Source organism: Chloroflexota bacterium, assembly GCA_011322445.1.
Lineage (GTDB): Bacteria > Chloroflexota > Anaerolineae > Anaerolineales > DRMV01 > DRMV01.
Genome location: DRMV01000012.1, coordinates 1 through 23,574 on the forward strand (window position 1 = coordinate 1; position 23,574 = coordinate 23,574).

Sequence of the window (23,574 nt, forward strand, 5' to 3'; positions counted from 1 at the left end):
CAACCGCCGCAGGAACTCACCCCGTGGGCTTCCCTGCCCCCCACCCCCACCTACCTCGGCCAGGATGATTTCCAGGTGGGCGTGAGTTTCATCCGCTTCTACTTCGGCGGCGACGACCCCTTCAAGCCCGAAACCATTTTCGCCGACTTTGACGACCTGGGCGTCCAGATGTACCGCCACCTGGTCAAAGCCGAACTCACCTGGCGCAACATCGAACCCCAAAACGACCAGTGGCACTTTGAAGTCGCCGACAGCATCATTTTCAACTCCCCCCAGCCCTTCATCGCCACCGTGTTCGACTACTCCTACGCCTCCGGCACGCCGCCCTGGTGCACCGACCCCGCTGACTTCCAGAAGACCCTCGGCCCCGAAGCCAAAGACTACCTCGACCACATCCTCGCCCGCTACGGCCCCCATGTGAAATACTGGGAAATCGGCAACGAAATGGAACACTGGCGGGCTGCCGACCCGGACAACGACCGCGAAGTGGACACCCTGCCCAGGTGCGTGCCCCCCGACGGCTTCTCGCCCCAGGAGCAGGGGCGCTTCCTCGCCCAGGTGGCGCAATACATTCGGGAACGCGACCCCGACGCGGTCATCCTCATGCCCGGCATGATCGGCCTGAGCGACTACAACATCAACAACTGGTTTGCCGGGGTGATTGAGGGCGGCGGCACCGACTGGTTCGACATCGTCAACTATCACTACTACGGCCCCTGGGTGCGCTACCCCAAACTGCGCGCCAACCTGGATGCCTTCCTGCGGGCCCACGGCATCGCCGACAAGCCCGTGTGGGTCACGGAAACCGGCACCACCTCCAGCCCCACGCTGACCGAGCGCACCGATTACCCCAACAGCCCTGAAGAGCAGGCCGCCGACGTCTTCCGCCGCTTAGTGGCCGCCTGGGGCGCGGGCGACCAGGTGGCGCTCTGGCACACCTACATCGGCTCACCCGACGAGCCTGAAAACGTTTGGCGCGAATACGGCCTGCGGGAAGCCGACGGCAGCCCCAAGCCCGCCCTCTACACCTTCCGCCTGCTGACCACGGAACTGGTGCCCTTCCAAAAGGTGGAAGCCCTCCAGGTGGGCGCACGGGGCAGCAACGTCTACCGCATCACCACCCGCGCCGGCGCGGTGAAGGTTGTGGTTTGGGGGCAGGGCACGTTCACCGTGCCCGCGGGCCTGGCGCAAATGACCTCGGTCGTGCCCAACGGGGACGGCAACTTCGCCTGGCAAGCCGTCAGCCCAGGGCAGCAGATTCCCCTCAGCGATATTCCCGTGTTGTTGAAGCCGTAGGTTTTGGAGCGCGGCGACATGTCGCCGCTTTGGAAAGCGGTGCCAGGGCATCGCACTCCAAAGGCAGCACTGTCGCCCCACATGCTGCAAACGAACCTGCTATGTTCCGCCTCATACGATTTCTTGCAACGCTCCTCGTTTTCTTCGGCCTGGGGCTGGCCTTTACCGACCAGCCCGCCGCGTGGGTGCTTGGCTCGCTGGCAACAGGTCTGCTGGGGATAGTAGCAGCCTCGCTGGGAGAGGATGTCGCCACTTACCGGCGGGTGACCGCCGCAGTGGAAGCCCATGCCCGTCGCTCCGGCCTCTCTTACAACGCCGCCCAGGCTCTTGCCCGTTTCGCGCGCCCCAAAGCGCTGGCCATGCTGGCCTTCCTCGTGGTGCTGGGCATGGCCGGGCTTTCCCTGCTCTTCGCCGAGTCCCCTACCTTTGTCATCGCGATGTGGTCGGTGCTGGTAGCCGGTGCTTTTGCGGGAGTGGCGGTGTGGGCCGTGCGCCGCTTTGCCAGCGAAAAAGCCGCCTGGGAAGCCCTCGCTGCCTGCTTAGGGCTGACCTATGCCTTTGACCCCACTACCTACGTCCCCACCATGACGGGCACTTTCCGCGGCCGGGAGGTTTTTGCGGGCATCCAGCGCCGACGGTGGCGGCGCGGCTATCGCTGCTTTGGGCCACGCGACACAGACACCACCTGCATCACCATCGCTGCAGATGTGCCCTCGCTCCCGGCCATGACCATCGTGCGCGGGCAGAAGCGCCTGCCGCCCTCCCTGGCCGCCGCGCTGGAAACCCGCCCCGACCTGCTAACCCGCCTGAAAGCTGCCCTGCCCTACCTCTGGCTGACGAGCGACGACACGGCGCTCAAACTTCAGTGGACAGGTGTGGTGCAGGATTGCGCCACTTTGCACTTCCTCTTGACCTTGGCCTGTGATTTGGCTGCTTTTCTGGAAAGCCGTCATTAAGCAGGGGTAGGGGCGCAGCGGCGCTGTGCCCCTACTATTGTCTCGGCAATGGCTCAGATCTCCCCTCCCCCCACGGAGCCTCGCTACCGCTCGGCTCCTTGCCCCCTTCCCCTCTTACTAAGAGGGGAAGAGGGCAGCCCTGGCAGCGCACCGCTGCCAGGGCGGGGGTTGGGGAGATCAAGCAGCGAAGCCTTCACCCCTCCCTCGGATGCCGCCGGGCGGCAGGCCGACCACGAGCACGCCGCGCACGCTGCCACAACACCCACAGGTTCGACAACCCACCCATCTAAACCCCCGGAGGTGAACCATGAAACGCTTTCCCTGGCTTTTCCTCTTGCTGGCCACCTTGCTGCTGACGGTCATGGCCTGTTCCCTGCCCGGCCTGAGCAGTAGCCCCGCTGCCACACCCCCGCCCCGCCGCCCCGGCCAGCCTCCCGCGGGCACGCCCCCGCCCCAGCGCCCGCCGCGGCGCGCCCAGGGCACCTTCCAGGTGCAACCGCCCCAGGAAGAGGCCCCCGCCGCCCAGGGCGAAATCATGGTAGGCGCCATTGACGCCCACATCCTGCTCAACCGCGATCCCGGCTTCGGCTCCTGCGGCATTGCCCCCTGGAAGAGTTCCCACTGCACCAACGGTGCCAACTGGTGGGGCATGCGCTTAGAAGCCGCCAGCATCAACCTGGTGCTCATCATCCCCGATGGCGAAAACCGCTGGGTGTTGACCAACAACCCCGATGTGCTCACCGCCCACGGCTACAACCCCGACGACTTCAAGCCCAACGGCTACTACCAGGACGCCGCCATCACCGACTACGCCGGTGATGACGAATGCCACGCTGAAATTCGGGGGAATAAGTTTGCTGCGCTCCCCATGGCGACCTACGAAAACGGCCAGTTCGTCATCACCTTCTCGTTTGACACGACGCCGCAGGAGCAGATGACCGGCGCGTGTGGCCGGGCCGACTTCTCCTGGGAACTGAGCAACCTGCTCTACGGCTGGGGCGCGGCCATTTCCGGCGACCCGACCGATTACACCACCACCCTCACCGAGGCCGATAACGCCGGCCCGGGCGCTTACCGCCACACCTTTAAGGTGGATACCAACCCTTCACCGGAAAACCGCGACCATGTGGAAGTTATGGTAGAGGTGGTCTGCTTCAAACCCGTGCCCGACCAGGGGCCCGGGGCCTACAACCAGACGCCCTGTCCGTGGCAGCGGTGAGGATGCACAACATTCCAACAAACAGGCGACGGCTGCATCGTCGCCTGTTTGTGTTTGGGAATGTTATAATCGTGGCACCTCGTTTTGCAAAAGGCCTTTCCATGCCCAAAAGCACGCCTTCATCCAAAGAGCCATTGGCTCCATATCTCCCTGCAATCACTAAGAGGACACTTTCACCGGTGCCACCGCCGTTGAAGTGGGCCGGGGGAAAAGCGGCTTTGCTCCCGCAAATGCGAGAGCATTTTCCCGCGGTGTTTGGGCGTTACCATGAGCCGTTTCTCGGGGGAGGAGCTGTATTTTTTTACCTATCCCCGCAGCGTGGCGTTAAGGCTTTTCTCTCTGATCTCAACGAAGAACTCATCAATTTTTACATTGTGCTTCGCGATCAAGTGGATGATTTACTCAAGGAAGTGCAGGCATTGCACGGAACTTACCTCCGTCTTGGCGAAGCAGAACGCGAGAAATTGTATTACGAATGGCGCAACGCCGACCGCAGCCCGGAATTCAAAAAATGGTCCCCCTTGCGGCGGGCAGTTAGGTTTTATTTCCTCAACAAAACCGCCTTCAACGGTCTTTATCGCATCAACCGGCAAGGCTTGTTCAATGTACCGTGGGGTGGATACAAACGCCCCGCGCTTTACCGCCCACAATTGTTGCGCGATGCCGCGGCCGTTTTGCAAAGGTTTGCCGTTTTTCTGAAAGCTACATCGTTTGAAATTGTGTTGGACAACGCCCAAAGCGGCGATTTTGTCTATTTTGACCCTCCCTATGCGCCTGTATCAGCGACGGCATCCTTCACCACCTACACTTCAGGCGGTTTTGGAGAGGCAGAACAACGGCATCTGGCGAGCGTATGCCGCGAGTTAGACCGCCGCGGCGTCATGTTTTTGCTTTCCAACAGCGATTTGCCGTGGGTGCGAGCGCTCTACACGGGCTTTGCTGTATTCACCGTGCAGGCTCGCCGCAATATCAACAGCAAAGGCGACAAACGGGGCCCGGTCAATGAAATTCTCGTGCGCAATTACTGAAACAGGAGCATCGCAATGACCCAACGCGACAAAGCATGGGAAGCCATTTTTGAGGGGGAGCACATTCCACAAACGCTGGAGAAGCAAGGCTGGGCAACGATCACGACAGAGGTCATCCGCAAAAAGTATCACAAAGAACCACGGCTTTTAGCAAAAACCGATGCCTATGAGGCGCTTCCCGAAGTGTTCCGCAAAAACGACGCGGCGCTGCTTTCGCTGACTAATGAAGAGTATGCCATCCTCCGCTTAGGGAACAAAGGCAAACCTCTTTTTCCGAAACTGCCGCCTGTGATTGGCAGGCCGACGCATATACACATTGAAAATTGCGCTCGGCGTATCGTGACCCTGCCGTGGGAGGAACATTTCACCAGCGAGTCTCAAGCCATTGATGCCGCACTGGCGGCACACATTTTACAGAATTTTGTGGGCGACGAAAGACTTGTGCTCACTATACGGGGGCGAAGGTGGTTTCAGAAATCCTTGCCTCTGCGTTTCTCACTCAAAGGCAGGGTGACCGAGTTTCCTTTGAAAGCGCACGGTTTCCAAATAGAGGTGGACGGGGGCTACGAGTCTCCCCGCCATGTGTACCTTCTGGAAGCCAAAAACAAAGCCCACAAAACTTTCAACTTGCGACAGGTAATGTTTCCCTACCTATTTTGGAAAGATTATCTACGCGGGCGAAATACCACTAAAACCGTCCGTCCCATTTACATGGTTTACACCGCGCACAATTATTTTCTCTACGAATTCACCGTAGAAAAAGAGGATGTGCTCAACTCGCTTTATGTTGTGCGCGCAGGATGGTATGTGCTTGGTGCACCGCCGCTAACCTTAGCCTACATTAGAGAAATAGTGCAAACTCACACACCGGCAAATGTTCGGAATGTTCCGTTTCCTCAGGCCGACTCGTTCCTGCGGCTGTACGATATTTTGGAGGAAATCAAACGCAAAGGTGCGCTCACTGCAAACGAGATTGCCGAACACCAAGAGTTTACCCTGCGTCAGGGAAACTATTATGCCTCGGCAGCGCGATGGCTTGGCTGGCTGGGAAAACGGGGAAACGCTTTCGTAATCAGCAAGGATGGCAAGAGGCTTTTGGCCTCTGCCCTCAACGAAAGGCCAAGGCTGATTTTGCAACGGCTGGCACAGCGCCCGGTTTTCCACGAGGCGCTGCAGTGGTGGGCAACCACTGCCAAATTGCCCACAAAGGGGCAAATTGAACAATGGATTGTTCAAGCCATTGAGAGCAAGCAGATCAAAGCGCTCTCCCAAAGCACCATTCCGCGTCGGGCGAGCACCGTCGCCGGATGGCTCCAAATCCTTGCCGCGTGGGTGCGAACACCATGAAAACCCACTGGCACATCGCTCCCCCAGCCCCGCCGGAGGCCGAAGAAGCCCTGCGCCGCTTTCCGCCCATTTTGCGGCAGGTGCTCTATCAGCGCGGCTTCCGCACTTACGACGACGCGCGCGCCTTCCTGGAAGCCCGCCCTCCCGAAGGCACGCAAAACCCCTTCGCCATCCGCGACATGGACGCTACCGTAGACCGCCTCGCGGCCGCGGTGCGGCGCGGCGAGCCCATCGCGGTTTACGGCGATTACGACGTGGATGGCGTCACCGCCACCGCCCTGCTCACCCAGACCCTGCGCCGCCTCGGCGCCACCGTCCGCCCCTACATCCCCAACCGCTTCGATGAGGGCTATGGGCTGAACTTCGGGGCCTTAGACACCCTGCACGCGGAGGGCGTGCGGGTGGTGGTCACAGTGGATTGCGGCATCCGGTCGGTGGCCGAGGCGGAGCACGCCCGCGACCTCGGCCTTGACCTCATCGTCAGCGACCACCATATCCCCGGCGAGGAGCTGCCGCCTGCCCTCGCGGTGGTCAACCCCAAACGCGCTGACGACACCTACCCCGAAAAATTCCTCGCGGGCGTGGGGCTGGCCTACAAAATCGCGCAGGCCCTCTACCTGCGCCTGCGCCCGCGGGAAGCCGAAACCGTGCGCGACGCGCTGGATTTGGTCGCCTTGGGCAGCGTGGCCGACCTCGCGCCCCTGAAAGGCGAAAACCGCTACCTCGTGCGCGAAGGCCTGCACCGCCTGCGCCAGCCTCGCCGCCAGGGGCTGTTTTCCCTCATTCAGGTTTCGGGGCTGAAGCCCGAGCGCCTCACCGCCACCCACATCGGCTTCATGCTCGGGCCGCGGCTCAACGCCGCTGGACGTCTTGAATCGGCCCTTGCCGCGCTGGAACTGCTGCTCACCGACGACTACATGGAAGCCGGCCGCCTCGCCATGCAACTGGATGCCCAAAACCGCGAGCGCCAGCGCCAGACCCGCGAAGTGCAGGAAAAAGCCCAGGAACTCGCTATCCGTGACGGCGAGGTGCCCCTGCTGCTCTTTGCCGCGCATCCTGATTTCAACCCGGGCGTGGTCGGCCTGGCGGCTTCTCGCTTAGTGGAACGCTACTACCGCCCGGCCATCGTAGGCCAGCGCGGCGAAGAATTTACCCGCGCCTCGTGCCGCAGCATTCCCGAATTCCACATCACCCACGCGCTGGAAGCCTGCGGCCACCTGCTGGAGCACTACGGCGGTCACGCCGCGGCGGCAGGCTTCACCGTGCGCAACGACCGCCTGCCCGCGCTGCTGGAATGCCTGCATGCCCAGGCCGAGGCCGCGCTCGGCGGGCTGGACTTGCGCCCCACCCTGCGCGCCGACGCCGAGGTGCGCCTGCGCGAGCTCAATGCCCAGGTGCTCACCGATTTCCGCTGGCTGGAGCCCACGGGCTATGGCAACCCGCGGCCGCGCTTCGTGGCGCGCGGGGTGAAAGTGCACAGCGCCCGCACCGTGGGCAAGGAAGGCCAGCACCTCAAACTCATTCTGGAAGACGGCGGCACGCGGCACGAAGCCATCGCCTTCCGGCAGGGGGAATGGGCGGAAAAGATGCCGCCCGCGGTGGATATTTTGTTCACCTACGAATGGAACGAATACAACGGCCAGCGTCGCCCCCAGTTGAACATCAAAGACCTGCGCCCGGCGGAGTGAGTGGCCTTCTCGTGTGGTGCCCGGCTGTCCGGGAAGGCTGAGCGGAAGCGTTGTAAGGCGCTGAAGCCGACGGGCGAAATGCTATGAGCAGGTGGCGCCTTATTTCCCCTTGCGTTGTTTCTGTGCCAAAATGCGGTCGTACACGTCGCTGCGCTTCCAGCCGCTGGCGGCGGCCAGGCGGCGCGCCAGCGCGGAGGGGCTTTCCCTTGCTTTCAGACCGGCGGCAATGGCGGCGTCAAGGGCTTCTTCCCCCCATGTTTGGGAAGCCGTAGCGGCCCCGCCCACCACGAGCACGAACTCCCCTCGCGGGGGATGCACGGCAAAATGGGACTGCGCCTCGGCCGCGGTGCCGCGCAGGAAGTCCTCGTGCTGTTTGGTGAGTTCCCGCGCCACGGTCAGCGGGCGCTGGGGGCCGAGCACGGCGGCCAGGTCGTCCAGCGCGGCTTGCAGGCGTTGGGGTGTTTCCAGAAAAATCAGGGTGTAGGGAAGATCGGCCACACTTTGCAGGAAAGCGCGACGGGCTGCACTTTTGCGCGGCAGGTAACCCAGGTAAAGGAATGCCTCGGTGGGCAGGCCGGAAGCCACCAGCGCGGCCAGTGGCGCACTGGGGCCGGGTATCGGCATTACCCGATGGCCTGACTTGAGCGCGGCTTGCACTAAGGCCGCGCCGGGGTCGTTGATGAGGGGCGTGCCGGCGTCGGAAACCAGCGCGACATCGCCTTGCGCCAGGGCTTCCAGCAAGCGGCGCTCGCGGCGGCGCTGGTTGTGTTCGTGGTAACTGATGAGGGGGGTATGGATGTCGTAATGGTTGAGGAGTTTCTGCGTGCGGCGGGTGTCTTCCGCAGCAATGAGCGTCACCTCGCGCAGCACCCGCAGCGCCCGCAAGGTAATGTCTTCCAGATTGCCGATAGGCGTGGAAACCAGGTAAAGGGTGGGCATGGGCACCTTCGGCGTTCAGGCGCGGAAATAGCCCCGCCGCAGCGGGCGCACGTCTTCCACAGTGATGAAGGCCTTGGGGTCAAATTCGGTGACCAGGCGGCGCACTTCTGGCACGCGTTTGCGCGGCACGGTCAGGTTGAGGACGTCGACCGTGCCGTCGCGTCCCCGCCCGGCCACCTCGGTCACGGCAAAACCGGCCTCGCGCAGCCGCTCGGCCAGCACCGTGCCCCGGCCTGGGCTGATGACCCGCATGTGGCTGTATCCCATCGCGAGGCGCTCTTCCAGCCACATGCCCACCACCGTGCCGGTGGCAAAACCGGCGGCGTAGCCCAGCATGTTCCAGACGTTGTTGAGGTTGGCGAAAATCTGCCGGATGGCGAGTACAAACACCAGGGCCTGGAAGAAGCCCAGCACCCAGGCAAACAGCCGTTGGCCGCGGATAATCGCCAGCATTCGCACCGTAGCGATAGACACATCTACCACGCGTAAAGCAAAGATGAACGCCGCCGAAGCCAGGGCAGCCCAGGTCAATGGCTGAATGCTCATGAACGCCCTCCAATGCTGGCCCGCCAGATGCCTCGCCGCATCGGGCGCACCACTTCTGAGGTCACAAAGGCATCCGGGTCTGTGGTTTCCACGATTTCCAGCACCTTGGGTACCTGCCGTTGTACCACACCGCAGTTGATGAAATCCACCGTGCCGTCTCGGCCCGAGGCGGGCACTTCGGTGAATGCAAAACCGGCCTCGCGCAGCCGCTCGGCGATGGCTGCCCCCCGCCGCGGGCTGATGATGCGCAAATGCACATACCCCAGGCCGAGTTTGCGTTCCACCATGATGCCCGCAACGCCGCCGGTGGCATACCCCAACGCGTAACCGGCAATCACCAGCGGGTGCATGGTCCCCGCCACCACCCACGTCAGGGCTACCACGAACAGGAAGGCCTGTGCAAAGGCTGCCAGCCATGCCCACAGCTTGTGCCCGCGCATCACCAGCAGCGTGCGCAGGGTGTCCAGCGTAATCCCTGCCAGCCGCATGACGAAAATGAGCAGTGCGGCAATCACGGGGGAAGTGGTTGGCGCCATGGCGGGTTTCCTTATCTCTTTGAGACCGGGGTTAGATCTCTTCGCCTTTGGCTCTGCGGCGGGCGATTTGCCGGCGGGCACGCGCGATGAGCCAGTCCATGATCTTGTAAGTGCCGCAGCCCAGGAAGTGGCTGGCCTTCCACATCCATTTCGGGTCGCTGCCGGGCAAAATGGCATATTTGCCGCGCGCCACGCCTTTGAGGGTTTCGGTGGCGACCTGGTCGGCGGTCAGCAGCCCGCCGGTTTCGGCCAGAATTTTGGTTTCCGGTGGCTTGAGCGGCATTTCGTAGTGCAGTTGAGGCGTATCGGTGTCGGGGGGGAAGACGACGTGCACCGAGATGCCTTCCGGCTTGAGTTCGGCGCGCAACGTGTCGGAAAAACCCCACACCGCGAATTTCGAAGCGCCGTAGGCCGAATAGCCAAAAACGCCCAAAAAGCCCGCCACCGACGAAAGATTGATGATGTGGCCGCTGTGCCTGGCCCGCATAGGCTCGATGAAGGCCTTGCAAACGTGCACGGTGCCGTAGTAATTGATTTCCATCATTTCGTGGAACACCTCAACGGGCAGTTCCCAAAAATAGCCGGGGCGGGTCACGCCGGCAGAGTTGATCAGCCAGTCGGGCGTGCCCATGTCTTCCTGCACCTGGGCGGCCATGGCTTCCACCGCGGCAAAATCGGCGACGTCGCAAGGGTACATGCGGTGCCCTTCGCCCGGCAACGATGCCAGCGCGGCTTCCAGTTTCCCGCGCCGGCGGGCGACCAGCGCGACGCGCGCGCCTTCCGCCGCCACTTGCCGTGCCAATGCCAGCCCAATGCCGCTGGAGCCCCCCGTAATCAACACAATTTTGCCTTTCAACGATGTTTTCATCGCTCACCTCGCTACGCCTGGAGGCGCGAATGGAGTACAATAAACGTATCGCTATTCTATCACTCCTCAGGAGTCAACACCATGCGCTGGAAAATCCTTCTCACTGACGGACTGAAGGCCGAGGGGCAGGCGATTTTGAGCCGCGAGGCCGAAGTTGCCGACCGCAATGGCATCAGCGCCGAGGAACTGCAGGAAACGATCGGCGAGTATGATGCCGTCATTGTGCGCAGCCGTACCAAAATTACCGCTGCTGTGCTGGAGGCCGCCGCTAACCTGAAAGTGGTGGGGCGCGCCGGCGTGGGGGTCGATAACATTGACCTGGAAGCCGCCAAGGCCCGCGGCGTGACGGTGGTCAACGCCCCGCAAGCCTCGACCAACGCGGTGGCCGAACTGGCGTTGGGCATGATGTTTGCCCTGGCGCGCCGCCTTGCTGAGGCCGATGCCAGCATGAAGCGCGGCGAGTGGCGTAAAAAGCAACTGACCGGCACGGAACTCCACGGCAAAACCCTGGGTGTGGTGGGCATGGGCCGCATCGGCAGCCGGGTGGGAGAACTGGCTAAAGCCATCGGTATGTCGGTCATCGGCTACGACCCGCTCATCCCTGCCGAAGAAATTGCCCGCCGTGGTGCGGAACCCATCGCCGAACTGGACGACCTTTACGCTCAGGCCGACGTCATTACCCTGCACGTGCCGCTCACACCCCAGACGCGCGGCATGGTGAACGCGGAAGCCTTTGCCAAGATGAAGCAGGGCGCGTTGATCATCTGTGCGGCGCGGGGCGGCGTCATTGACGAAACCGCGCTCTACGAAGCCCTGGAAAGCGGGCATATTGGCGGCGCGGGGCTGGACGTCTACGCCACCGAGCCGCCGGGCGCTTCTCCGCTGGTTTCCCACCCGCGGGTGGTTGCCACGCCCCACATTGGCGCGCAGACCAAAGAAGCCCAAACGCGCGTCGCGGTGGATATTGCTACCGAAGTGCTGGCCGCGCTGAAGGGCGAAGACCTTCGCTGGCGGGTTGTGTAACCGCTCATGGCTGGTCAAATCCTTCTCGGCCCCCTGGTGGGTGGGCTGAGCCACAGCAGTGTGAACCTGTGGGCCCGCGCCGATGGCCCCGGCATGTTGCACGCCTGGGTTGGGCAGAAGCCTGACCTGAGTGACGCGCGGCACGTCGGCGCGGCCTTGCTGGTGGCCGCCTCGGGCTTTTCGGGGCGGGTGCACGTCCACCACCTGGAACCCAACACCACTTATCACTACACCCTCACGCTGGAAGAAAACCGGCCTTCCTCTCGCGAAGCGCCTTACCCGTCGTTCACCACGGCGCTGCCCCCGGGTGAGATTGCCGACTTCGCTTTTGCCTTTGGCTCGTGTTTCATGCCTGGCTTGCTGAACGACGGCGAGATCTTCCGCCGGCTCGACGCCTTGCGCCCCCGCTTGGACCTCCGTTTCTTGCTCATGTTGGGCGACCAGATTTACGCCGATGCCTGGTGGAAGAATGGCATTGACAAAGTCGCCCTCACGGAAGAGGATTACCGGGCGGTGTATCGTCACACCTGGGAGCACCCCGCGTGGCGTCAGGCGCTGCAAAACTTGCCGGTGTTTATGACCCTGGACGACCACGAAGTGGATGACGACTGGGCGTGGACTTCGCCGGAGCGCTATGAGGGGCGCATTCCCTGCTGGCACTATGTGGAGCGGTGGTTGCGCCGCCTGCCCCCAGAAGCCCGCCGCCTCAGCCATCGGCGCATTCAGGCGGCGCTGCAAACCTATTGGGAACACCAGATGATGCACGCCCCGCCGTTGTTGCACCCCCCGGAGGGCGTCAAGCACGACCGCCCGCTCATCCTCCCTGCCGACGACGGCCATTTTGCCTATACCTTTACCTTTGGCCCCGCGGCTTTCTTTGTGATGGATACCCGCACCCAGCGCATCCACGGCCAGCGGATGCTCAACCGCGCCCAATGGGAAGCCCTGGAGACCTGGCTGCTGGAAGTCAAAGACACTTTCCCGGTGAAGTTCATTATCTCGTCGGTGGCGGTCATTTTTGAACTCTGGGGCGACTTCAGCCGCGATCGCTGGAACGGCTACCCGGATGAGCGCCGCCGCCTGTTGCACTTGCTCGCTGCCAATCACGTCGAGCATGTTTACTTCCTCACCGGCGACCTGCACAGCGCCTATGCCGTCGAGGCTACCCTGCAACCTGAGGGCAGCCCCCCGCTCAAGGTGTGGGAATTTTGCTCTTCGCCTTTTGAGCAGATGACTAACAAGTTGACCCTCTTCGCTGCCCGCAAAGTGCACACTTACCCTATCATCAAGCATAAAATCCACTTCCGCATGGCCCGCCCCAATGTGGGCATTGTGAAAGTGCGTTTTGACGCCCAGGGGAAGCCCCACGTGCGCTATGAAATTTACGATGACCAGGGGCACGATGAGCCTTCTTATGCTGTGGATGCTTCCTGAAGTTGCTATTTCAGGCCCAAGAATTGCACCGTGCACATAGCGAGGCGCCGCGCTTGACGAAAACCGCAGGTACGTGTAACCTAAAGGAAACCTTTCCCTCTACCCAGGCCGCTTGGGGAGCCGATTATGGACATTCTGGAACTGGTCGACCGTTTGGAAGAACTTTTCAACGAAAGCCGTGCTGTGCCTTTCACGCACAACGTCATCGTAGATGAAGACCGCATGTTAGACATCATCGACCAGATGCGTATTACCATTCCCGACGAGGTGCGCAAGGCGCGGCAGTTGCTCAATCAGAAAGAACGGGTGTTGGCGCAGGCGAAGGAAGAGGCCCAGCGCACCATTCAGTTGGCACAGGAACGTCGCGAGCAAATGATCCAGCGCGATGCCATCGTGCAGGAAGCCGAAGCCCGCGCGCGAGAAATCATTGCTCAGGCACGCGAAGACGCCGAAGCCATCCGGCGGGAAGCCGACGACTACGCGCTGCAAAAACTGCAAGAGCTGGAAATGGCCCTGGCGCGCATGATGGCCGAGGTGCAGAACGGCATTCAGGCGTTGCAGCAAACCCAGGCCGCGGCCGAACCGCCGCCTGTCGCGCCGCCGGAAGCCTGACCAGGGGGACGTTGTGGTATAATGTGCGCCGCTACCCGCCCCCATAGCTCAGTGGATAGAGCGTCGGCCTCCGGAGCCGAAGACCCGCGTTCGAGTCGCGGTGGGGGCATCTCCCGCAGCCCAGGCGGTCGTCTGGGCTGTTTGTTTAACCTGGATTTCGGCTAAGCGCCCTGAGCGGAAGTGCGAGCATTTCGGCGCGCCGACCCGCAACAGTGATGGTTTTGGAGCATCCATGACGGCTTACACCGCCTTTACCGACATCCCTTCGTGGGGCACGCTGGGGGTCACTGTCTCCCCGGCGGGCCTGGTGGCCGTGCATTGGGGGCCTTCCCCCGCGCACCCTGGCGGGCTGGCGGGCGAAGCCGATGCGCCGGTTGCCCAGGCGCTGCGCTGCGCGGCTTCCCAGTGGCTGGCGCACCTGCGGGAATATTTTGCTGGAAAGCGGCAGGTCTTCCCTCTGGAAATCGCGTGGCGTACCTTGTCGGCCTTCCAGCGGCAGGTGCTGCAGGCCACGGCGGCCATTCCTTACGGCGAAACGCGCACCTACGGGCAAATTGCCGCTGCCATCGGGAAGCCTGGGGCTGCTCGCGCCGTGGGGCGCGCGCTGGCTTCCAACCCCATGCCCATTGTCATCCCCTGCCACCGGGTGGTGAGTGCTGACGGCCGCCTGCATGGTTACAGCGGGCCGGGCGGTCTCGAAACCAAAGCCCGCCTGCTGGCATTGGAAAGCGCCAGCCTTGCCCTCACCCCGTAGTTCGCAGGTCAGGACGACATCCCGCCCTGCCCCCAGTATTCTGCCATGCCCCTCCGCATCCGCCTGACCTACGCCAAAACCGATGCCATGCGCTACACCGGCCATTTGGACGTGCAGCGCACCTTAGAGCGCACCTTCCGCCGTGCCGGGTTGCCGCTGCTGCACAGCCAGGGCTATCACCCCCGCCCCAAGATGCACCTGGCCTCGGCGCTGCCGTTGGGGTGCACCGGCGAACACGAATTGGCCGATTTCTGGCTGACCGAGCCGCTGCCTTTGGAAACCATCGAGGCGGCCCTGCGGCAGGCTGCGCCGCCGGGTATTCGCGTTCTGGCTGTGGAAGCCGTCCCGGCCGGGGAACCGCCCTTGCCCAACCAGGTGGTGGCAAGCGAATATCGCGTCACGCTGCTGGAAACCGTACCCGACCTGGCAGTGCGTGTCCACCGTTTGCTGGAAGCCGAGCACCTGCCGCGAGAACGCCGCGGCAAGCCCTACGACCTGCGCCCGTTGATTGAGGCGTTGGAAATCTTGCCGCCGGATGATGCTGGCCGCCCCCGCTTGCAAATGCGTCTCAGCGCGCGCGAAGGCGCCACCGGTCGCCCCGACGAGGTGCTCGCGGCGCTCGACATTCCCCTTGGGGCAGCCCGCATTCACCGTACCCGGCAATTCCTGCGGTCAGCGTGATACAATTTCTTCGCAGCCCGTGAAAGGGGGCGTTCTCCCGCCCCGCCCATCAGTTTTCTGAGGCCTGGTATGTTCCCCATCAAAGACACTGTCCGTTCGCGCTCGTTCCCCCTGATGAACTGGCTGCTCATCGCGGCCAACGTGTTGGTTTTCCTGCACGAAGACCACCTGAGCCAAATGGCGTTGCGGCGCTTCATTGACACCTATGGCATGGTGCCTGCTCGCCTGTGGCTGCACCCTCTGGAAGCCTGGCCTACCCTCTTTACCAGCATGTTCCTGCACGGAGGGTGGTTCCATTTGCTTAGCAATATGTGGGTGCTTTTCATCTTTGGCGATAACGTGGAAGACCGCATGGGGTCGTTCCGTTACCTGCTGTTTTACCTGCTGAGCGGGCTGGCAGCCGGGCTGACGCAGGCGGCGATTTTGCCCACCAGTCACGTGCCCACGGTGGGGGCCAGCGGTGCGATTGCCGGCGTGTTGGGCGCTTATATGCTGTTTTACCCCCGCGGCCGGGTGTTGACTTTGGTGCCGATTTTCTTTTTCATCACTTTCGTGGAAATCCCGGCCTGGATTTTCATCGGCATCTGGTTCCTCACCCAGTTGTATTCCGGCTGGATGGCGCTGTTGCCTTACGGTGCCCACACGATGGGAGGCGTTGCCTGGTGGGCGCACATTGGCGGGTTTATGTTCGGCCTCCTTTTTGCCAACCTGTTCGCACAAAAGCACTATCGGCGCTATGCCGATGAATTTTATCGCTGGTAATGGAGGTGAATGATGGGTGGTAGTTTTTGGGATCTGTTTTGGCTTTTCTTGATGATCGCTTCTCTGGAGCCGTGGCTGCGTCAGCGGATGCTGGAAAACGCCCGGGTTCGGATGATGCGCGAGATGGAAAAGAAGCGCGGCTCGCGCGTCATTGCGCTCATCCATCGGCAGGAAACCTTTTCGTTCCTCGGTTTCCCGATGGCGCGCTACATTGATATTCAAGATTCCGAACAGATCTTGCGCGCCATCAAACTGACCGACGATAGCGTGCCGATTGACCTGATTTTGCATACCCCTGGCGGCCTGGTGCTGGCGGCGGAGCAAATTGCCTACGCACTCAAAAAGCATCCCGCCAAAGTCACCGTGTTCGTGCCGCACTACGCCATGTCGGGTGGTACGTTGATTTCCCTCGCGGCGGATGAGATCGTGATGGACGAGAACGCAGTGCTGGGGCCGGTGGATCCACAGTTGGGGCAGTATGCTGCGGCTTCCATTTTGAAGGTGGTGGAGCAAAAGGACATCAATCGGGTGGACGATGAGACTCTCATCCTGGCCGATGTTTCCCGCAAGGCCATTGAGCAGGTGAAACGCACGGTGACCCGCATTCTGGAAGGCAAGATGCCTCCCGACAAAGCGGAGGAACTGGCTGAAACCTTAGCCACCGGCCGGTGGACGCACGATTACCCCATCACGGTGGAAGAGGCGAAGGAACTCGGCCTGCCGGTTTCCACCGACATGCCCGCCGAGGTTTACAAGCTGATGAATCTCTACCCGCAAACGGCACAACGGCGCCCTTCGGTGCAATACATTCCGATACCCTACGGCCCGACCAAGCGCAACGGCGAGGGAACGCCGAAGAAGTAATCCGCAGATTTCACCGATGAGCACAGATTACATCTGGAAAGCAGCGGAGGGGCGCAGATTGTGCAGGTGCTGAACAGGGCGGGACGCCGTCCCGCCCTACGGAGCGCCTCGGCGTGCTGCCCCGTAGAGAGCCGCTTCCGCTCATCTTCCCCATCTGTGCAGATCTGTGCTAATCTGCGGACTTTTCCCCCGGAGGGACCCATGGAAACCCTGCGTGAGCGTCCGTTGTCCAACGGCGGCGTGCTGCGGCTGGTGCACGGCGACATCACCGCGCAGGCGGTGGACGCCATCGTGAACGCGGCCAACAGCCACCTTGCCCACGGCGGCGGGGTGGCTGCTGTCATTGCCCGCAAGGGCGGCCGCGTGGTGTGGGAGCAGTCCCGGCGGTGGGTGCAGGAACACGGCCCGGTGCCCCATGACTGCCCGGCTTACACCTCGTGCGGCAATTTGCCCTGCCGTTACATCATTCACGCGGTGGGGCCGGTGTGGCATGGCGGTCATGATGACGAAGACGCCAAACTGCGGGCTGCGGTGCAAGGCGCATTGCAGCGCGCTGAAGCATTGGGTTTGACTTCCATCGCCTTCCCGGCCATCAGCACCGGCATTTACGGTTTCCCCAAAGGGAGGGCTGCGGAGGTGTTCTACCGGGCCATCGCCGATTATTTCGCTGTCCATCCTCAGAGCCCCTTGCGCGATGTGCGCCTGGTGCTCTACGACCGCCCCACGCTGGAGGCGTTTCTCGCCGTGTGGGATGCCGGGGACGCTGCGTGACGCATGAGCGACCGCATTCGCTCCCGCCGGAACCCGAAGGTGCAGCATGTGCGCCGCTTGCTGCGCAGCGCCCGCGTGCGGCGTGAGGTAGGGCAGTTTGTGGCCGAGGGCGTGCGGCTGGCCGAAGAGGCGCTGGCCGCGGGCTGGCAGCCGGTGTGGGTGCTGTTTTCCGACGACATCGGCGCGCGCGGGCAGGCGGTGGTGGAAGCCTTCCGGCAGCAGGGGGTGCCGGTGTTTGCGGCCTCGCCAGAGGTCATGCAGGCGGCCAGTGCCACCGAAACGCCGCAGGGCGTGCTGCTGGTGTTGCCGTTGCCCCCGCCCCGCTGGCCGGATGACGCGGATTTCCTGCTGGTGCTCGACGGTGTGCGCGACCCTGGCAATGTGGGCACGATGTTGCGCACGGCCTGGGCGGCGGGGGTGCAGGGCGTGCTGCTTTCCCCCGATTGCGCCGACCCCTTCAACCCCAAAGTGGTGCGGGCAGGCATGGGGGCGCATTTCCACCTGCCGCTGCGCCGCGCGCCGTGGGAGGCGCTGCTTCCCCTGCTGGAAGGCAAGGCCCGCTTCCTGGCCGCGGGGGGCGAAGGGGTGCCCTACACGACGGCCGACTTTCGCCAGCCCCTCGCGCTCATCGTGGGCGGGGAAGCCCACGGCGCGGGGCAAGCCGCGCGGCAAGCCGCCACCCAGGTTGTGCACATTCCCATGCCCGGCGCGGCGGAATCGCTCAATGCGGCAGTGGCAGCGGCGGTTTTGATGTTCGAGGTGGTGCGGCAGCGAAGGTGAGCGGTTGAGGGGGAAAGTGTGGATGCCCTGGTGCTCCGACCTTGGCGCGTGCAAGGCCTGGCGACGTTTTGCGCCCTTACCTCCCCCTGCTTGCGGGCAAAAAATGGTATGATGGAGGGGGTTAAAAATTTTCGCACCGTGCAAGGAGGTGTTGTTTGCCTCTCCCCACCTACGACTTCGTGGTCATCGGCAGCGGCTTCGGCGGCAGCGTTTCGGCGCTGCGGCTGGCCGAAAAGGGCTATTCGGTGCTTGTATTGGAGCGCGGCAGGCGCTTTCGCGACCAGGATTTCGCCACCACCAACTGGCAGTTCTGGAAATACCTCTGGGCGCCGCCGCTGCGCAGTTTCGGCATTCTGGAAATCAGCCTGCTGAACGGCCTGATGGTGCTGCACGGCGCGGGCGTGGGCGGCGGCAGTCTGGGCTACGCCAACGTGCTGGAAGTGCCACCCGACGATATGTTTGCCAACCCCGCCTGGCGCGACCTCGCGGACTGGAAAACCCTCCTCGCCCCCCACTATCAGACCGCCCGCCGGATGCTGGGCGTTGCCCGCAACCCGCGTCTGACCCCCGCCGACCATGCGCTGCAGGCCGTCGTGACCGACCTCGGCCAGGGCGACACCTTCCGCCCCACCGAGGTCGGCGTGTTTTTCGGCCCGGAAGGCGAAGAAGTGCCCGACCCCTTTTTCGGCGGCGAAGGCCCGCCCCGCCGCGGCTGCCAGTTTTGCGGAGCGTGCATGGTCGGCTGCCGCCACAATGCCAAAAACACCCTGGTCAAGAACTATCTCTACCTGGCTGAAAAGCGCGGCGTGCAGGTGCTGGCCGAGCGGGAAGTCACCGACCTGCGCGCCCTGCCGCCCGACCAGCCCGATGAAGCCCGCTACGAAGTCCGCTTTCGGCGCAGCACGGCGCTGCTGCCGCGGGAAGCCGCGGTGGTGCGCGCCCGCCATGTCGTGGTCGCAGCGGGGGTGCTGGGCACCCTGAAACTGCTCTTCCACGCCCGCGAGGTCAGCGGCGGCCTGCCGCGGCTTTCCCCGCGGCTGGGCGAAAACGTGCGCACCAACAGCGAAGAACTGGTGGGCGCGGTGGCGCGCACCCGCAAGGTGGACTTTTCCCAGGGCATTGCCATCACCAGCATCGCCCGCGCGGATGCGGAAACCCGCATCGAGCCGGTGCGCTACCCGCGCGGCTCTTCCCTCATGCGGCTGATTGCCGCCCCCACCCTGCCCGACCCGCGCACCCCGCGCGGCAAACGCTGGCTCGGCGCGGTGGCGGCGCTCTTCCGCACGCCCGGGCATGTCGCCCGCACCTACATCCTGCCCGGCTGGGCCGACCGCACGACCATCCTATTGGTCATGCAAACCGCCGACAACCGCCTCAGCCTGCGCTACGGGCGGCATCCCCTCTATGCCTTCCGCCGCGGGCTGGTAGTGCAGCACGACCCCCTGCGCCCCATTCCGGTGGGCGTGCCCGGCGGCCACGAAGCCGCCCGCCGCTTCGCAGCCCGCATTGACGGCATGGTGGCCGGTTCAGCCGCCGAAAGCCTGCTCGGCCTGCCCATCACAGCGCACATCCTTGGGGGCGTGCCCTTTGGCCGCGACGCGCAGGAAGGCGTGGTAGGGCTGGACGGCCAGGTGCATCACTACCCCGGCCTCTATGTGGTGGACGGCAGCATCGTACCCGCCAACCCCGGCGTCAACCCCAGCCTGACCATCACCGCCCTGGCCGAATATGTGCTGAGCCAGATTCCCCCAAAATAATCCCTTCCCCGCTCACCTCACTACCCGACTATCCGACGATCTGACTACCCGACCCCCGGAGGCCCCCCATGTCCCTGCTCCACACCCTTCTCACCCCACCCTTGAAAGCCATCCTGGCCCGCATGAGCAAGCGCCGCCTGCCGATGACCGACGGCGAACTGCACCTCGAGGGGCTGCAGGCGCCCGTGGAGGTCATTCGCGACCGTTGGGGCGTGCCGCATATTTACGCCCAAAGCGAGCACGACCTTTTCTTCGCCCAGGGTTATGTCCACGCTCAGGATCGGCTGTTTCAAATGGAAATCGCCCGGCGGCTGGCCTTGGGCCGCCTGAGCGAGATTTTCGGCGAGATGGCGTTGGATACCGACCGCATGGCGCGCCGTTTTGGCTTCCCGCGCCTGGCCCGGCAGGAATGGGAAAGCGCCCCCGATGACCTGCAGGGGATGTTGCTGGCTTACGCCGACGGCGTCAATGCTTTCATTCACGCTATGGGCGACACCAAAGAGGTGGGCTTCTCGCTGCTGCGCCTGACGCCGGAAGACTGGCACCCGGAACACACCCTGGCGATCGTGCGGGTGATGATTTGGGAACTCTCGCACGGCTGGCAGGGCGAACTGGTGCGGGCGGAACTCGCCGAAACCGTGGGGGCTGAGCACGCCGCCGATTGGGAAATCCACTACCCGGCGCGCAATCCGCTCACCTTGCCGGAGGGCATTGAATTCAACCGTTTGGACCCCGACGGCAGCCTGCACCACGCGCGAGGGCCATTCCTCGCCCGCGGGCAGGGGAGCAACACCTGGGCCGTGGCGGCTTCCCGCAGCGCCACGGGCGGCGCGGTGCTGGCCAACGATATGCACCTCAAGGTGGGGGTGCCCGGCGTGTGGTATGAAAACCACCTGGTGGCCGGGGACGCGCTGGAAGTAAGCGGCGTGAGCATCGCCGGCGTGCCGTTAGTGCTGGTGGGGCACAACGCCCGCCTCGGCTGGGGCATGACCCTGGCTTATGTGGATGCCGAAGACCTTTTTGTGGAGCGTTTCGACCCGCAGGACCCCACGCGTTACCTCTTCCGTGGCGAATGGCGCACGGCAGAGGTGGTGGAGGAGCCCATTGTCGTCAAAGGGCGCAGCGAGCCGGTGGTCGAAAAGGTGGTGATCACCCATCACGGCCCGGTGATTTCGCCGGTGGTTTCGTATGGCCCGGCGCTGCGGGCCGAGGCCGACTTTGTGGAGCGGCTGACGGTGGCTTCGATGGCCCTGCAGCCGGGCGAAATGGTGCGCGGCTGGTGGCTGCTCAACAAAGCCGCCAACTGGGATGACTTCGTGGAGGCCCTGCGTTGGATCGAAGCGCCGCAACTTTGCACCAGTTACGCCGATGTGGAAGGCAACATTGGCTGCTGGGTGACGGGCAAACTGCCCGTGCGTGCCAGGGGCGACGGCAGCGTGCCGGTGCCGGGCTGGACGGGCGAATATGAATGGGTGGGCGAGGTGCCTTTCGAGGAAATGCCCCATACGCTCAACCCCCAGCGTGGCTATCTGGTCAACACCAACAACAAAGTCGTGGGCGATGATTACCCCCACTTCCTCGGCAATATCTGGATGAACGGCTACCGCGCCCGCCGTCTGGAACAAATGCTCACGGCGAAGGATAAACTCACCCTCGATGACCACGCGGCCATGCAGGTGGACGTCACTTCCCTGCCGGGGCAGGAATTCGTGGAAGCCCTGGCCGATTTCCAGAGCGACGACCCCGACGCTGCCCTGGCGCTGCGCCTGCTGCGGGCATGGGATTTCCAACTCACGCCCGACACGGTAGGCGGCACCGTCTACGAAGTCGCCCGCTACACGCTGGTGCGCAATCTGTTGCTGGCTGTTGTAGACGAAGCCCTTGCCAATCGCATCATGGGCGAGGGTTATCATCCTTTAACGCTGTATGCTTCGGAATTTTACGGTCATGACGTGGTGGCGCTGCTGCGCTTTTTACGCGCCCCCGACAACTGGTGGGTGCAGCAGGCCGGGGGACGGGAAGCCTGGCTGACGCGTGGCTTGAAAGCGGCCGTAACATGGCTGCGGGAAAACCTGGGCGCTCAACCGGAAGGCTGGCGATGGGGCAAACTCCACCGCCTGCCGCTGGAGCATTTGTTGGGCACGCAGCCACCGTTGGATAAAATTTTCAACCTGCCCGCTCTGGAAATTGGCGGTGACACCGACACCCCCTTCCAAACCGCCATTTTGCCCCAAACGCCTTACGCCACCCTCAACTTTGTGCCCTCTCACCGCCAGATCTTCGACTTCACCGATTGGGACAACGCCCGTATGGTGATCTTGCCCGGCCAGTCGGGGCGGCTTGCCAGCCCCCATTACGCCGACATGGTGCCGTTGTGGTATGAGGGGCGCTATCATCCCATGTTGTGGTCGCGTGAGGAGGTGAAAGCCCATGCCGAAGGCACATTGCTCTTGCGCCCTGGGGAAGCCCACGCCGGCGCTGCACATTAGCCCCCGCAAAGCCGGAAAAGCAAAAGCCAGAGCGCATTGCTCTGGCTTTTTTTTTGAAAAGGCCGTGCCTCAATCTTCGTAGCCGTAAGGGTGGCTTTGATGCCAGGCCCACGCGCTGGCGATGATGTCGCGCAGGGCCGGGATTTGCGGCTGCCAGCCCAGTTCCCGGCGGATGCGCTCGGAAGAGGCCACCAGGCGGGAGGGGTCGCCGGGGCGGCGGGGGGCCACTTCGGCAGGAATGGGATGGCCGGTGACTTCCCGCGCGGTGTCGATGACTTCCCGCACGGAATAGCCCACACCGTTGCCCAGGTTGTAGATGAGTTTGTCGCGCTCGGCCAGCGCATCCAGCGCCAGCAGGTGAGCGGCCACCAGGTCGGCAATGTGGATGTAGTCGCGTATCGCCGTGCCGTCGGGGGTGGGGTAGTCGTCGCCGAAGATGTAGATTTTCTCCCGCTGGCCCAGGGCTACCTGCAGCACCAGCGGGATGAGGTGCGATTCGTGGGGGTGAGCTTCGCCGCGGTCGGGCAGGGCGCCCGCCGCGTTGAAGTAGCGCAGGGCGGCATAGTGCAGGCCGCGGGTGCGCCGGTACCATTCCAGAATTTGCTCGACCATCAACTTGGTCTGGCCGTACACATTGGTGGGGCCGAGGGGGGCGTTTTCATCTAACGGTTCATCGCGGGGCGCATATACCGCCGCTGTGGAGGAGAACACGAACCGCCGAATGCCCGCTTCCGTGGCGGCGTCAATCAGCCGGATGGCGTTGGCAACGTTGTTGCGGAAGTACATGCCGGGCTTTTCCATGCTTTCCCCGGCTTGAATGAAGGCCGCGAAGTGCAGCACCGCGAGGTAATCGCGGGCGTGCAGGGCTTCGCTGAGCGTTTCTTCGTCGCTCAGGTCGGCGTGGATGAATTCAGCGCCCGCCGGAACGGCCTGACGGTGGCCGGTGACGAGGGAATCGTACACGGTGACGGCATAACCGGCTTTCAGCAGGGCTTCCACAGCGGCCGAGCCAATGTAGCCCGCCCCGCCGGTGACGAATACAGAGGGCATGGTCATGGGATGCTCCGAAAACAGGGGATGATCTGCCAATTTCACCGAGGCGCACGGATTTTCTGTGCTCCTTCTCTACTCGGCTGATTGACTGACAAAACGCTGCCAGGCAGCCCAATCTCTCCTATCCCCCGATGAGCCTCGCTTGGCCTTCGACTTCGCTCAGGCCAGGCG

At 63.3% G+C, this 23,574-nt stretch carries 21 protein-coding genes and 1 tRNA gene; 18 read left to right on the top strand and 4 right to left on the bottom strand.

Translation table 11 applies throughout. The annotated features are described in order from the left end of the window. The 6 genes from ENJ54_02175 to recJ all read left to right on the top strand — a co-directional run. Nucleotides 1-1,296, top strand: a 1,296-nt coding sequence (locus ENJ54_02175) for a hypothetical protein (protein HFC08652.1), incomplete at its 5' end; no start/stop codon positions are given. 101 nt (nt 1,297-1,397) lie between these two features. Then, on the top strand, nt 1,398-2,252 hold the full coding sequence (locus tag ENJ54_02180) for a hypothetical protein (GenBank protein ID HFC08653.1): 855 nt from the start codon (nt 1,398-1,400) through the stop codon (nt 2,250-2,252). A gap of 307 nt (nt 2,253-2,559) precedes the next feature. Further along, nucleotides 2,560-3,471, top strand: a complete 912-nt coding sequence (locus ENJ54_02185) for a hypothetical protein (protein HFC08654.1) — start codon at nt 2,560-2,562, stop codon at nt 3,469-3,471. 101 nt (nt 3,472-3,572) lie between these two features. After that, on the top strand, nt 3,573-4,499 hold the full coding sequence (locus ENJ54_02190; GenBank protein HFC08655.1) for a DNA adenine methylase: 927 nt from the start codon (nt 3,573-3,575) through the stop codon (nt 4,497-4,499). 15 nt (nt 4,500-4,514) lie between these two features. Continuing rightward, a complete protein-coding gene (locus tag ENJ54_02195) occupies nt 4,515-5,846 on the top strand; it encodes a hypothetical protein (protein ID HFC08656.1) in 1,332 nt (443 codons plus the stop codon). Next, nucleotides 5,807-7,534, top strand: coding sequence for a single-stranded-DNA-specific exonuclease RecJ (recJ, locus tag ENJ54_02200; protein ID HFC08657.1), 1,728 nt, complete (start codon nt 5,807-5,809; stop codon nt 7,532-7,534). Before ENJ54_02195 ends, recJ begins: the two co-directional genes overlap by 40 nt. A gap of 99 nt (nt 7,535-7,633) precedes the next feature. Here recJ and rsmI read toward each other — a convergent pair whose 3' ends face one another. The 3 genes from rsmI to ENJ54_02215 all read right to left on the bottom strand — a co-directional run bounded on the left by rsmI (nt 7,634) and on the right by ENJ54_02215 (nt 10,423). Then, a complete protein-coding gene (gene rsmI, locus ENJ54_02205; GenBank protein ID HFC08658.1) occupies nt 7,634-8,473 on the bottom strand; it encodes a 16S rRNA (cytidine(1402)-2'-O)-methyltransferase in 840 nt (279 codons plus the stop codon). 15 nt (nt 8,474-8,488) lie between these two features. Continuing rightward, the gene (locus ENJ54_02210) at nt 8,489-9,436 is read right to left on the bottom strand and encodes a DUF2179 domain-containing protein (protein ID HFC08659.1); all 948 of its coding nucleotides are present in this window, start codon (nt 9,434-9,436) and stop codon (nt 8,489-8,491) included. Between the two features lie 150 nt (nt 9,437-9,586). Beyond that, nucleotides 9,587-10,423 (bottom strand): SDR family NAD(P)-dependent oxidoreductase, encoded by an 837-nt coding sequence (locus tag ENJ54_02215; protein ID HFC08660.1) that lies wholly within the window; start codon nt 10,421-10,423, stop codon nt 9,587-9,589. Between the two features lie 81 nt (nt 10,424-10,504). Here ENJ54_02215 and ENJ54_02220 point away from each other — a divergent pair, with 81 nt between their 5' ends. The 12 genes from ENJ54_02220 to ENJ54_02275 all read left to right on the top strand — a co-directional run bounded on the left by ENJ54_02220 (nt 10,505) and on the right by ENJ54_02275 (nt 22,350). Then, nucleotides 10,505-11,446: a hypothetical protein gene (locus ENJ54_02220; GenBank protein ID HFC08661.1), complete on the top strand. Its 942-nt coding sequence runs from the start codon at nt 10,505-10,507 to the stop codon at nt 11,444-11,446. Nucleotides 11,447-11,452: 6 nt separating this feature from the next. Beyond that, nucleotides 11,453-12,880, top strand: coding sequence for a hypothetical protein (locus ENJ54_02225; protein HFC08662.1), 1,428 nt, complete (start codon nt 11,453-11,455; stop codon nt 12,878-12,880). A gap of 126 nt (nt 12,881-13,006) precedes the next feature. Continuing rightward, the gene (locus ENJ54_02230) at nt 13,007-13,492 is read left to right on the top strand and encodes an ATPase (protein HFC08663.1); all 486 of its coding nucleotides are present in this window, start codon (nt 13,007-13,009) and stop codon (nt 13,490-13,492) included. Between the two features lie 37 nt (nt 13,493-13,529). Further along, a tRNA-Arg gene (locus tag ENJ54_02235) sits at nt 13,530-13,601 on the top strand. Between the two features lie 123 nt (nt 13,602-13,724). Next, nucleotides 13,725-14,246: a methylated-DNA--[protein]-cysteine S-methyltransferase gene (locus ENJ54_02240; protein ID HFC08664.1), complete on the top strand. Its 522-nt coding sequence runs from the start codon at nt 13,725-13,727 to the stop codon at nt 14,244-14,246. Nucleotides 14,247-14,291: 45 nt separating this feature from the next. Further along, the gene (locus tag ENJ54_02245; GenBank protein ID HFC08665.1) at nt 14,292-14,927 is read left to right on the top strand and encodes a DUF2344 domain-containing protein; all 636 of its coding nucleotides are present in this window, start codon (nt 14,292-14,294) and stop codon (nt 14,925-14,927) included. A 69-nt stretch (nt 14,928-14,996) separates the two neighbouring features. Next, entirely contained in the window at nt 14,997-15,689 is a 693-nt protein-coding gene (locus tag ENJ54_02250; protein ID HFC08666.1) for a rhomboid family intramembrane serine protease, read from the top strand. Between the two features lie 12 nt (nt 15,690-15,701). After that, entirely contained in the window at nt 15,702-16,553 is an 852-nt protein-coding gene (locus ENJ54_02255) for a hypothetical protein (protein HFC08667.1), read from the top strand. Nucleotides 16,554-16,754: 201 nt separating this feature from the next. Then, complete coding sequence (locus ENJ54_02260; protein HFC08668.1) at nt 16,755-17,324, top strand: macro domain-containing protein; 570 nt, start codon at nt 16,755-16,757, stop codon at nt 17,322-17,324. A gap of 3 nt (nt 17,325-17,327) precedes the next feature. Then, nucleotides 17,328-18,104: an RNA methyltransferase gene (locus ENJ54_02265; GenBank protein HFC08669.1), complete on the top strand. Its 777-nt coding sequence runs from the start codon at nt 17,328-17,330 to the stop codon at nt 18,102-18,104. Nucleotides 18,105-18,259: 155 nt separating this feature from the next. After that, entirely contained in the window at nt 18,260-19,861 is a 1,602-nt protein-coding gene (locus tag ENJ54_02270) for a GMC family oxidoreductase (protein ID HFC08670.1), read from the top strand. Between the two features lie 68 nt (nt 19,862-19,929). Then, entirely contained in the window at nt 19,930-22,350 is a 2,421-nt protein-coding gene (locus ENJ54_02275; protein HFC08671.1) for a penicillin acylase family protein, read from the top strand. Between the two features lie 69 nt (nt 22,351-22,419). Here the strand turns inward: ENJ54_02275 and galE are convergent, their stop codons facing one another. Further along, entirely contained in the window at nt 22,420-23,400 is a 981-nt protein-coding gene (galE, locus tag ENJ54_02280; protein HFC08672.1) for a UDP-glucose 4-epimerase GalE, read from the bottom strand. Between the last annotated feature and the right edge of the window lie 174 nt (nt 23,401-23,574).